Below are 11,783 nucleotides of genomic sequence, written 5' to 3' on the forward strand. Positions count from 1 at the left end.
GCCCTCGCCGTCGCGCAGCTCCCTGGACGGAAGCGCTGCGATGCCGATCGCGGGAGCACAGCGGTCGCGGTAGGACGCGTTGCCGGTGCTCCGACGTGACGACGCCGGGAGGTTCCCCCACCCGGTACGGAGCAGGAGAGTGCCAGCGTCAGTATGGCACAGCCCTCTTCGCGCCCCGCGAGCGACATGCACGAACGCGCACGCCCTGGGCAGGAGCGCCGAAGGGGAGGACCATGGTCCTGCTGGACGCCCCCACGGAGCCATAGATTTCGTGATGGCGTATCGCACTCCCAGGAGGATCCATGGAAGCCCTGGACATCGCACGATGGCAGTTCGGCATCACGACCGTCTACCACTTCATCTTCGTCCCGCTCACGATCGGTCTGTCGCTGCTCGTGGCGGTCATGCAGACCACGTCGGTGCTGTCCAAGGACCCGGTGCGCAAGGACGCCTGGACCCGGATGACCAAGTTCTTCGGCTCCCTGCTGATCGTGAACTTCGGCATCGGGATCGCCACCGGCATCGTCCAGGAGTTCCAGTTCGGGATGAACTGGTCGGAGTACTCGCGGTTCGTCGGTGACGTGTTCGGGGCGCCTCTCGCGCTCGAGGGGCTCGCCGCCTTCTTCCTCGAATCCGTGTTCCTGGGACTGTGGATCTTCGGCTGGGGCAAGCTGCCCGAGAAGATCCATCTGCTCACCATCTGGGCGGTGGCGATCGGCTCGACGCTCTCGGCGTACTTCATCATCGCCGCGAACTCGTTCATGCAGCATCCCGTGGGCGCGATGCTGAACCCCGAGACCGGCCGTGCCGAGCTCGATCCCTCGCAGGGCTCGCTGTGGGCGGTGCTGACCAACGTGACCGCGATGGCCGCCTTCCCGCACGTCGTCTCCGGTGCCTGGCTGGTCGCGGGCGCCTTCGTCACCGGCGTCGCCTCCTGGCACATGGTCCGCCACCACAACAGGGCGCGCGACATCGGCCTGGAGACCCCCGAGGGCGAGGAGCACCACCACGCCGCCCGTGACCTCTACCGGCCGGTGGTGCGCTTCGGCGTGATCGCGATGTTCATCTCGGCGATCGTGCTGGTGGTCTCCGGCGACTTCCAGGCCCAGATCATGTTCAAGCAGCAGCCGATGAAGATGGCGTCGGCCGAGGCCCTGTGCGAGACCGAGACCGGCGCGAGCTTCTCGATCCTCACCGTCGGCGGCCCGAACGCCTTCAGCGAGAACTGCGACGACGTCACCCACCTCATCGAGGTCCCCTACGTGACCTCGTTCCTGGCCACCCACACCTTCGATGCGGAGCTGCAGGGCGTCAACGATCTCAGCGCCCAGTACCAGGAGCAGTTCGGCGAGACGGTCACCGATGTCCACGGCCAGGAGATCGCCGTCGACTACCGGCCCAACCTCTTCGTCACCTACTGGTCCTTCCGGCTCATGATGGGCCTGGCTGCCTTCAGCGGCATCCTCGCCTTCTGGGCGCTCTGGGTGACGCGGGGCAAGGGCGAGAACGCGCGCACCACCGGCTCGAAGCTGTTCCAGTGGTTCGCGGTGCTGTCGATCCCGATGCCGTTCTTCGCGAACTCCGCCGGCTGGGTGTTCACGGAGATGGGCCGGCAGCCCTGGGTGGTCCATCCCAATCCGGACGATCCCACGATCCGGCTGATGACCACCCAGGCCGTCTCCGGCAATCCCGGCTGGATGGTCGCGACCAGCCTGATCGCCTTCACCCTCGTCTACGGGGTGCTCGCCGTGATCTGGTTCCAGATGATGCGCAAGGCCGCTCTGAAGGGCGTTCCGCTGCCGAAGCGCGATCCGGACAGCGACGAGCTCGACACCCCCACCCTCTCCTTCGAGTACTGAGAAGGGAACCGCACAGATCATGGACACCATGCTCGATCCGACGGTCCTGCAGACCCTCTGGTTCGCCCTCATCGGCTTCTTCTTCCTCGCCTACTTCGTGCTCGAGGGCTTCGACTTCGGGGTGCAGATGAACGTGGGCGCGTTCTGGCGCCGCGGAGATGCCGCCCGCGGCACGGTCCTGAAGACCGTCGGCCCCGTCTGGGACGGCAACGAAGTCTTCCTGATCACCGGCGGCGCGCTGCTGTTCGCGGCGTTCCCGGAGTGGTACGCGTCCCTGTTCTCCGGCTTCTACCTCGCGCTGCTGCTGCTCCTGCTGGTGCTCATCGTGCGGGTGTGCGCCTTCAAGTGGCGCGGCAAGGTGGACAGCGCACGCTGGCGCACCTCGTGGGACATCGTCCACGTCCTCGGCGGCTTCGCCCCCGCGCTGCTGTGGGGCGTGGCCTTCTCGAACATCGTCGCCGGGGTGGCGATCGACGAGAACCGGTGGGTGACCACCTCCCTGGTCGGCCTCCTGAACCCCTTCGCCCTGCTGGGCGGCGTGGTGTTCGTGCTCCTGTTCTGGCTGCACGGCACCCTGTACCTCACGCTCAAGGTCACCGGCGAGCTGCGCGCCGCCGCGAACCGGCTCGCCGGGATCCTGGTGTGGCCGACGATCCTCGCCGGCGCCGCATACCTGCTGTGGTACCAGCTGGCGCACTCCCACGCCGGCTGGACCTGGGTCCCGCTGCTGATCGCCGCCGTGGCACTGGTGGCCGTGGTGCCGTTGAACCGTCTGCGCAGGGAGGGGCTCGCCTTCACGGCCACCGTCGCCGCGATCAGCGCCTCCGTGGTCACGCTGTTCGGCGGGCTGTTCCCCTACGTGCTGCCGGCGAGCAACACCCCGGCCCACTCGCTGACCGTCGCCAACGCCTCCTCCACCGAGCACACCCTCACCGTGATGCTCGTGGCGCTGTGCATCCTGCTGCCCCTGATCCTGGCCTACACGTTCTGGGCGTACCGAGTGTTCCGCCACCGCGTCACCGACGAGGAGTCGGACCTTCCCGGCTCGGCACTGCTGGAGAAGGCGAAGGCCGGCTACCGCGAGGCCTTCGAGCAGGAGTGACCCCGATGCCCCGTGAGCGTCGCGCCCGCCGCGCCCGTCGTGCACCGCTGGACCCCCGCCTGGTGCGGGAGGTCCGTGCGGCCCGGCACCACGTGATGCGCACGGTCGCCCTGGGCCTCGTGCAGTCGCTGTGCGTGATCGTCACCGCGCTGAGCGTCGCCCGGCTCGGCGCCCAGCTGCTCACCGAGCAGCGTCTGCCCCAGGATGCCCCGCTGCTGCTGACCGCGCTGCTGGCGGCCCTGGCCGTCCGCGCGGGTGCGGTCCTCCTCGAGCAGCGCACGGCGCACCACGCGGCGACCGCGGCGATCGGCGATCTGCGCGGGCGGCTGGTCGCGCACGCCGCGGCCCTCGGCCCTCGTCGCAGCGCTGGGCGCGGAGCGGACCTGACGTCGCTCGCGACCACCGGGGTCGAGAGGCTGCGCCCCTATCTGGTGGGCTACGTGCCCCAGCTGATGCTGTCGCTCACGGTGACCCCGCTGTGCCTGTTCACCATCGGGATCCTCGATCCGCTCAGCGCGGTCATCGCCTTGATCACCCTCCCGCTGGTGCCGCTGTTCATGATCCTGGTGGGCACCATGACCGTCGGCCGCTCCGAAGCGCTGCTGGCGGACATGCGCACGCTGTGGTCGCAGCTGCTGGACCTGGTCGACGGCCTGCCCACCCTGCGGGCCCTCGGCCGCGAGAGGGGCCCCGAGAAGATGGTCCGGGAGCTCGGCGACCGCCACCGCATCTCCGCAATGGGATCGCTGAAGTTCGCCTTCCTCTCCTCGATGGTGCTCGAGCTGCTCGCGACCCTATGCGTCGCCCTGGTCGCCGTGAGCATCGGGATGCGCCTGGTCTACGGGGAGATGGACCTCGCCCCGGCCCTCGCGGTGCTCGTCCTCGCACCCGAGATCTACCTGCCGCTGCGCAACGTCGGCTCCCAGTACCATTCCTCGACCGACGGGCTCGCCGCGGTCACCGCCGCGTTCGAGGTGCTCGACGAGCAGCCGCTGCCCGACGGCTCCGTCTCCTGCCCGGACCTCAGCACCGCGACCCTCGCCCTGCGCGGCGTCTCGGTGCGCTCGCGGGAAGGCCACGCCCCGCACGCGGCGGAGCTCGTGCTGCGTCCAGGCCGGGTGCTGGCGCTCGTCGGCCCCTCGGGCGCCGGCAAGACCACCGCCGTCCAGGTGCTGCTGGGACTGCTCGAGGCCGACGACGGGCGCGCCGAGGTGCGCGGCCCCGACGGCGTCGTCACGGACGTGCGCGAGCTCTCCCGGCGCAGCTACTGGGACCAGGTCGCCCTGCTCCCCCAGCGCCCCGTGCTCCCGCCCGGTTCGCTCCGCACGGTCCTCTCGGCGGTGCGGCCCGAGGCGACCCTTGAGGAGCTCGAGCAGGTCGCCGCCTCCACCGGCCTGGACGCCGTGATCGCCGCGCGCGGTTGGGACGCGGAGCTCGGGCGTGCGGGCCGAGGCCTCTCCCTGGGCGAACGGCAGCGCCTGTCGCTCGCGCGCGCTCTGCTCTCCCCCGCCCAGCTCGTCGTGCTCGACGAGCCGACCGCCCACCTCGACGGCGCGACCGAGACCATCGTGCTGGACCTCCTCCGCACCCTGCGCGCTCAGGGCCGCACCGTGCTCGTGATCGCCCATCGCTCGCGGCTGGTCGAGGTGGCCGACGACGTGGCCCGGGTCGACTCCCGGTCCCTGGTCGAGGACCGACCGGAGGTGCCCGCATGATCGCTGCGCTCGAGATCCCCCGCGGACGGCTGCTGGCCGCCGTGCTCGCCGCCTGCGCGACGCTCGGCTCCGCGTTCGCCCTCGCGGCCGTCTCCGCCTATCTGGTCACCCGCGCCTGGACCATGCCGCCGGTGCTGGACCTGACCGTCGCCGTGGTGATGGTCAGGGCGCTCGGCGTCTCCCGCGGCGTGTTCCGCTGGCTGGACCGGATGCTCACCCATGACGTCGCCTTCCGCGGCGTGGTCTCGCTGCGCACGAACCTGTTCACCGCGCTCGCCGCACGCCCGGACGACGCCGTGACCCGGCTGCGCCGCGGAGACCTGCTCGCCCGGCTCGGCGATGATGCCCAGGAGCTCGGCGACCACGTCATCAAGGCCGTGGTGCCCGCGCTCGTCGCCGGGGTGATGACAGTCGTGGTGCTGGTGACCTTCGCGCCGCTCTCGCTGCTCGCCACCGCGAGCATGCTGCTGTCCCTCGCGGTTGCGAGCGTGCTCGCTCCGCTGGCCGGTTACCGCGCCGCCCGCCTCGCCGAGCAGGCCGTGGTCTCCAGCCGCTCGACCGTGACCGCCCAGGCGCTCGAGGTGCTCGATGATGCGACCTCGCTGCGGGTCGACGGGCGGCTCGAGGTGGCGCTCGCGCAGCTCGATGCCCGCCAGCACGAGCACGACTCCGCGATCGATCGCGCCGCGCTCCCCTCTGCCGTGGCCTCCGCAGCGGTGCCACTGGCCTTGATCCTGGCGATGGCCGGCTCGCTGCTGGCCGCCGGCGCCGCCTGGACCACGGGCGGCGCCTCGGCCGGCCAGGTGGGCGTGCTCCTGCTGCTGCCGCTGTCCTCCTTCGAAGCGGCCACGGCCCTGCCGGCCGCCGCCTCGCAGTACGCACGCTCTCGCGCCGCCTCCGCCCGTCTCGCCGAGCTGGCCGGCCCGGGCGGGGCGCCCTCGCCGAGCCCGTCCCCCACCCACCGGGCCGCGTCCGCGGCACGCCCGTCCCCCACCCACCGGACAGCGCGCGCGGTGAGCTCCTCGCCCCCCGACCGCGCCGCGCCCGCAGAAATGTCCCCCGACGACCGATCCTCGACCGCGCATCGGTCCTCAGCGGACAAAACTCGACGCCTGGCACCGGACGGGGAGGTGCGGCTCCGAGCCACCGGTCTGAGCGCGGGGTGGGAGCCCGGCGCCGCCCGGGTGCGGGACCTGGACCTGGATCTGCCGGCGGGTTCGCGGCTCGCCGTCGTGGGCGGATCCGGCAGCGGCAAGACCACCCTGCTGGCCACCCTCGCCGGACTGCTGGAGCCGCTCGCCGGGACCGTCGAGCTGGAGGACGGCTCGCCGCTGCATCCGAACGTCGTGCTGTTCGCCGAGGACGCCCACGTCTTCGCCACCACGCTGCGGGAGAACCTGCGGGTGGTGCGCAGGGATCTCGAGGACGACACCGCCCTCGCGGCGCTCGAGGCCGTCGACCTCATGGACTGGGTGCGGACCCTCCCGCACGGCCTGGACACCATGCTCGGCCCGGACGGCACCACCGTCTCCGGCGGCGAGCGCCGACGCCTGCTGCTGGCCCGAGCGGTGATCCGGAGGGGCCCGGTGCTGCTGCTGGATGAGCCCACCGAGCATCTGGACACCGCCCGCGGCGACGCCCTCCTGCGCGCTCTGCTCGACCCCGCCGATGAGACCCTCGTCCCCGCCACCAGCACGGTCGTCGTGGTCACCCATCGGCCCGAGGCACTCCCCGAGGGCACGCCGATCCTGCGGATCGGGGAGAATGACGGGACCCGCACCCAGGAGAGCTGATGACCTCGATCGCCCCACCGCCCCGGCCCGACCGCCCTCGGGTGCAGGATCTCGCCGGCGCCGTGCTCGCCGGCGGAGACACCGAGGATCTGCTGGACCTGCTGGTGCACTCCGCCCGCACCGACCTCGGCGCGCGCAGCGCCGCCCTGGTGCTTCCCCTGGCCCCTGGGACCTGGACCTTCGAACTCGTCGACGGCCCGGACGCCGCCGATCTGCTGGGCCGCACGCTCACACCGCGATCTCCTGCCGGCGCCGCGCTCGAGGAGACGGATTCCGAGGCGCTCGAACGCATCGGCACCCTCCTCGTCGGGGAGCAGGACATTCCCGCGCTGCTCGCTGTGGTCGACGGCGCGGAGCACGGCTCCGGCTTTCTCGCCGTGCTGCGGGATCGCCCGGACGGTGCAGGCCCGGACGGTGCAGCCGATCCTGCCTTCACCCGGGCGGACCGCGAACGCCTCGATGCGCTGGCAGCCCTCGTGCTGCTCACCCTGCGGGTCCCCGCCCCGGGCGTCTCGGACGAGCTGGACGACGAGCGCAGCCGCATCGCGCGCGATCTGCACGATCTCGCGATCCAGGAGCTGTTCGCCGTCGGCATGGAGCTGGAAGCGCTCACCGATGCGCTGGCCGCTCCCGGTCAGCCGCCGTCCAACACCCGCATCCGCTCCTCCGTCGCCTCCTCGGTGCAGGGGCTGGAGAACGCGGTCGCCCAGATCCGGCAGATCGTGCAGTCCCTGCGGCGTGAGCGGCTCGAGGCGACGCTCACCGAGCAGCTGCGCCACGAGGTGGGCCTCGCCGCCGCCGGGCTCGGCTTCGTGCCGACCCTGCGACTTCCCCCGCATCCTGCAGCGATGGAGGCCGAGCTGCCCTCGGAGATCGCCGACGACGTGGTCGCCGTGGTGCGCGAGTGCCTGGCCAATGCGGCACGCCATGCGCATGCCAGCGCGGTCGCCGTCTCGGTGAGCCTGTTCTCCGAGGGCGTCGACCGCGTGGTGCAGGTGAACGTCTCGGACAACGGGCGCGGCATCGATCCGACGGTGCAGCGCCGCAGCGGCCTGGCGAACATGTCCAGCCGGGCTCGACGCCACTCCGGGTGGGTCGATGCGCTCTCCCTGGAACCCGGGACGATGATCTCCTGGCGGGTGACCCTGCCGGCGGCGTAAGAGTCGACGGCGTGAGAGTCGACCGGGTGACTGCCGACGGAGTATGAGCCGGCTGGTTGAGAGCCGACGGAGTGAGAGCCGTCCGGGTGAGAGTCGACCGGGTGAGTGCCGTGAGTGCCGTGAGTGCCGGCCGTGCGGCGGGCTACTTCCAGCCGGCGCGTCGTCGGGCCGCGACCATCGCGGCGACCTGGGTGCGTCGCTGCATGCCGAGCGACTGCAGGATGACCGTCACCCGGTTCTTCACGGTCTTCTCCGCGATGCCGAGCTCCTCGGCGATCTCGCGGTTGGAGTGCCCGTCGCCGATGAGGTCGACGATGCGCTGGTCGGAGACCGACAGTTCGTTCTGCTCCGGGGCGCGGTCTGCGGGCCACACGTGCTTGCCCTCCTGCACCGCACGGATCGCGGCGACGATCTCCTGCGAGCGCACCGATTTCAGGATGAGTCCTGCGGCCCCGGCGGAGCGGGACTCCTGCAGCGCGGAGTCGTCGTCGAAGCTGGTGAGCACGAGCATCGTCTGCTCGGGGTCGATCTCACGGGCCGCCCGCATCACGTCGATACCGGTGCCGTCGGGCAGCTGCAGGTCCACCACCAGCACGTCGGGGCGGATCGCCGGCAGGCGACGGTTCGCCTCCGCCACGGACGAGGCCTCCCCCGCCACGCTCAGATCGTTCTGCGCGTCGATCACTGTGACGATCCCGCGGCGCACCACTTCGTGGTCGTCGACCAGCATCACCCGGATCGTCGATCCCGGGGAGGGCTCCTGTCTCGTGGTCACCGGGCATCCCTCCTGGGTCGTGGCGCAGGGCGCTGGCAGCGGGGGCAGTAGTGACTGCTCCGTCCCTGGTGGAGCGCGCGTCTGAGCAGATTACCGCACCGCGGGCACGGCTCCCCCTCACGTCCGTAGACGGCCAGCGAGCGGGCGAAGTAGCCGCTGCGGCCGTCCACGTTGACGTACAGCGCGTCGAAGCTGGTGCCGCCCACCGCGAGCGCCCGCTCCATGACCTCGCCCGCCGCGCGGAGGATCGACAGGGCACGACGCTGGGAGAGCTCGGTGCCGGGAGTGTCGTAGCGGGTGCGGGCGGCCCACAGGGCCTCGTCCGCATAGATGTTGCCGATCCCGCTGACGATGCTCTGCGAGAGCAGCAGGGACTTCACGCCGGCGCGCCGGGTGCGCAGGGTGCGGGCGATCGAGGGAAGATCCGCCGCCGGGTCCAGCAGGTCGCGCGCGATGCCGGAGGCAGCTTCCGGGAGCAGGGTGTCCGGGCTGCCCAGCCCGGCGAGGCGGCCGTCGGCCGAGGGTTCGAGCGGGCTCGTCCACAGGCCGCCGAAGAGGCGCTGGTCGATGAGATCGATCGCCGTGCCGTCGTCGAGATGGAGGGTGAGGCGACGGTGGCGCAGCGGATCCGAGGCCGGGCCCTCCGAGTCGAGGGGCGGGGACATCGGGCCGGGGGTGCGCACGCGCAGCTGGCCGCTCATGCCGAGGTGGCCCATGAGGGCCTCGCCGGTGTCCGCACCGGCCCCCTCCGCCGCGTCGGGCCCGTCGGCCAGGCGCCACCACAGGAACTTGCCGCGACGCACCACCGCGGTCATCCGGGTGCCGACCAGTGCGCCCCGCAAGCGGTCCACGCCGCCCACCTGGCGGCGGATGATCCGCGAATCCAGCACCTCGACGGCCTCGATGGTGCGGCCGACGGTGCGCGGCGCGAGGCCGCGACGGACCACCTCGACCTCGGGGAGCTCGGGCATGTCTCAGCCCCTCGGGATGAGCGTCTCGCCGCGCTCGGCGAGCACGGCGCGCACCGCGCTCTGGGCGGCGGCGAGCTCCGCCTCCTTCTTGGAGGGTCCCTCACCGGTGGCGGTGACGACGCTGTCGATGGTGACCGTCGCGGAGAAGACCTTCTCGTGCTCCAGGCCCGTCTCGGTGATCCGGTAGGTGGGGCTGGTGCCGGCGGCGGCCGCGATCTCCTGCAGGCGCGACTTGAAGTCGTAGCTGGTCTCGAGGAACTCGTCGGAGTCCAGCAGGGGCCGCATCAGGTCCAGCACGAAGCGCCGGGAGACGTCCTGGCCGAGCGCGAGGTGCACCGATCCGATGACGGCCTCGGTGGTGTCCGCGAGGATCGAGGGCTTCGCACGGCCGCCGGTGAGGTCCTCACCACGGCCGAGCTTCACGTAGGCGCCCAGGTCGAGCTGTGAGGCGATCACGGCGAGCGCACGCGTGCTCACGGTCGCCGCCCGTCGACGTGCCAGGTCCCCCTCGGGAAGCGTGGGATGCGTGGTGTAGAGCTGCTCGGTCACGGCCAGCTGCAGCACCGCGTCGCCGAGGAACTCGAGCCGCTCGTTGTGCGGGATCTCGTCGTGCTCGTACGAGTAGGAGCGGTGGGTCAGGGCGAGATCGAGCAGGCCGGAACCGCGCAGGTCCGCCGCCTGGGCGCCGTCCAGCGGGAGGGCGTCGAGCAGAGCCTGGGGGTCCGCCGCCTCGACGGCGCGCCGCTTGCGAGCCATCAGCGGCCCTCCCCCTCGGCCTCCGTCGCGTCCTCGGAGCCCTCGGCGTCGGTCTCCGTGTCGGCAGAGTCCTCGAACAGGCCCTGCAGCGCGGCGAAGCGATCATCGATCACATCGTGGTGGTGGTCGGGGTCGTCCTCCATGCGGAAGCCGCACTGGCTGCACAGGCCCGGGCAGTCCTCGCGGCACAGCGGCCGGTCCTCGGCCTCCATCGCGAGGGAGTCGCGCACGAGCCCTCCGAGGTGCACGGAGTCGCCCTCGAGCATCGTGGTGTCCTCGCGCTCGTCGGCCTTGACCTTCTCGGGGTACATGAACAGCTCGTCGACGCGCGTGGCGACGTCCTGCTCCACGGGATCCAGGCAGCGCGAGCACTCGCCCTCGAGGTGGGCGCTGATGGTGCCGTGCACGTAGATGCCCTCGACGACGGACTCGAACTCGAGGTCCAGGGCGATGTCCTCGCCCTCGGGGGCCTGCATCGCCGCGCCGCCGACCTCACGGGCCGGAGCGGCGAAGGTGTGCTCGACGCGCCGGTGCGAGCCGGTGTGGCCGACGAGGTCGACGGCGTCGAAGATCAGGCCCTTGTCGAGGGGCGAGGCGGGAACGGTGTCGGAAGACATGGTGAAAGGGTCCTGTTCGGATCGAGGGGGCTGTTCAGGATACGTGCGAGGCGGCGCGCAGGGCATCCAGCGAGGCGTCCGGGAGCATGTCGGAGACGTCACCCCCGAGGGCGTGGACCTCCCGCACCAGGGAGGAGGAGATGTGGGCGAACGCGGTGTCGGTGAGCAGGAAGACGGTGTCTGTGCTCGCGAGATGGTGGTTCATGCGGGCCATCGGCTCCTCGTAGGCGAGGTCGAGCTGGGAGCGCAGTCCGCGGATGACGGCGCTCGCGCCGATCTCGCGGCAGAAGTCGACCAGCAGTCCCTTCGGGAGGGTGCGCACCTCGGTGTCGCCGCTCAGGCCCTCGGCCTCCAGGCTCGCGGTGATCGCGGCCTTGCGGGTCTCCAGATCCAGCAGACCCTGCTTGGACGGGTTGTGGGAGACGGCGATCACCACGTGATGCCCGAGGGCGACGGCCCGACGGGTGAGGTCGAGGTGCCCCAGGGTGAACGGGTCGAACGAGCCGGGCAGGACGACGGTGCTCATGGCGCCACTGTAGTGCCGATCAGGCCAGGTCGAGAGTCACGTGATGGGTGCCGTCGTCGTCGATCCCGGCGATGGTGAGCGTGCCGGTCACGCCTGCCAGCTCCTCGGTGCCCGAGCCCGGGGCGATCACGTACTCCAGGGTGGGGTCACCGCCGGCCATCGTGCCGAGCTGCTGCAGGGTGAGCGTGCCGCGTCGGCCGTCGAGCACACCGTGGAACTGCTCCATGGCGATGTAGCCGGCGTCCCCGCTCGCCGGGTCACCCGCGGTGAGCATGACGCCGGTGCTCGTGCCCTCGAGCTGCCCGGTCCAGGTCTTGGACAGGTCGAAGCGGCCGCCGGCGGCGGGCAGCTGCTGACCCGGCCGCAGGTCGACGGTGAACGTGGCCTCGAGAATCGTCATGGCCCGAGTATCCCAGCATCGAACGGGGGCTGGCCAGGCAGTGCCCGGATCGCTCGGCAGCCGGCGGCTCGGCGAGCCTCAGCTCCGTCGGGCGCGGCACGCGCGGTAC

General features: G+C 71.5%; 11 protein-coding genes. 5 read left to right on the forward strand and 6 right to left on the reverse strand.

Features of this window, described 5'->3' with window-relative positions:
- Positions 1-302 precede the first annotated feature (302 nt).
- The 5 genes from CIK71_RS10395 to CIK71_RS10415 are packed head-to-tail and all read left to right on the forward strand — an operon-like array spanning position 303 to position 7,629.
- A complete protein-coding gene (locus CIK71_RS10395; protein ID WP_096165555.1) occupies positions 303-1,859 on the forward strand; it encodes a cytochrome ubiquinol oxidase subunit I in 1,557 nt (518 codons plus the stop codon).
- Between the two features lie 19 nt (positions 1,860-1,878).
- Positions 1,879-2,961: a cytochrome d ubiquinol oxidase subunit II gene (cydB, locus tag CIK71_RS10400; RefSeq protein ID WP_158541987.1), complete on the forward strand. Its 1,083-nt coding sequence runs from the start codon at positions 1,879-1,881 to the stop codon at positions 2,959-2,961.
- A gap of 5 nt (positions 2,962-2,966) precedes the next feature.
- Complete coding sequence (gene cydD, locus CIK71_RS10405) at positions 2,967-4,676, forward strand: thiol reductant ABC exporter subunit CydD (protein WP_096165557.1); 1,710 nt, start codon at positions 2,967-2,969, stop codon at positions 4,674-4,676.
- On the forward strand, positions 4,673-6,469 hold the full coding sequence (gene cydC / locus CIK71_RS10410; RefSeq protein WP_096165560.1) for a thiol reductant ABC exporter subunit CydC: 1,797 nt from the start codon (positions 4,673-4,675) through the stop codon (positions 6,467-6,469). The genes cydD and cydC overlap by 4 nt, the downstream gene beginning before the upstream one ends.
- Complete coding sequence (locus CIK71_RS10415) at positions 6,469-7,629, forward strand: sensor histidine kinase (RefSeq protein ID WP_096165562.1); 1,161 nt, start codon at positions 6,469-6,471, stop codon at positions 7,627-7,629. Before cydC ends, CIK71_RS10415 begins: the two co-directional genes overlap by 1 nt.
- Positions 7,630-7,771: 142 nt before the next feature.
- On the opposite strand, the gene CIK71_RS10420 is transcribed toward CIK71_RS10415, so the two are convergent.
- Genes CIK71_RS10420 through CIK71_RS10445 form a run of 6 tightly spaced genes read right to left on the reverse strand, consistent with a single transcriptional unit; the run spans position 7,772 to position 11,674 of the window.
- Positions 7,772-8,359, reverse strand: a complete 588-nt coding sequence (locus tag CIK71_RS10420; RefSeq protein WP_096165722.1) for a response regulator transcription factor — start codon at positions 8,357-8,359, stop codon at positions 7,772-7,774.
- Positions 8,360-8,400: 41 nt separating this feature from the next.
- On the reverse strand, positions 8,401-9,375 hold the full coding sequence (gene mutM / locus CIK71_RS10425) for a bifunctional DNA-formamidopyrimidine glycosylase/DNA-(apurinic or apyrimidinic site) lyase (protein ID WP_096165563.1): 975 nt from the start codon (positions 9,373-9,375) through the stop codon (positions 8,401-8,403).
- A gap of 3 nt (positions 9,376-9,378) precedes the next feature.
- A complete protein-coding gene (gene rnc / locus CIK71_RS10430; RefSeq protein WP_096165565.1) occupies positions 9,379-10,131 on the reverse strand; it encodes a ribonuclease III in 753 nt (250 codons plus the stop codon).
- Entirely contained in the window at positions 10,131-10,748 is a 618-nt protein-coding gene (locus CIK71_RS10435; protein ID WP_096165568.1) for a YceD family protein, read from the reverse strand. Before CIK71_RS10435 ends, rnc begins: the two co-directional genes overlap by 1 nt.
- Positions 10,749-10,782: 34 nt before the next feature.
- Entirely contained in the window at positions 10,783-11,274 is a 492-nt protein-coding gene (gene coaD, locus CIK71_RS10440) for a pantetheine-phosphate adenylyltransferase (RefSeq protein WP_096165570.1), read from the reverse strand.
- Between the two features lie 19 nt (positions 11,275-11,293).
- Positions 11,294-11,674 (reverse strand): DUF3224 domain-containing protein, encoded by a 381-nt coding sequence (locus CIK71_RS10445; protein WP_096165572.1) that lies wholly within the window; start codon positions 11,672-11,674, stop codon positions 11,294-11,296.
- Between the last annotated feature and the right edge of the window lie 109 nt (positions 11,675-11,783).

The organism is Brachybacterium alimentarium, from assembly GCF_002332425.1.
In the GTDB taxonomy this organism is placed as follows: Bacteria; Actinomycetota; Actinomycetes; order Actinomycetales; family Dermabacteraceae; genus Brachybacterium; species Brachybacterium alimentarium.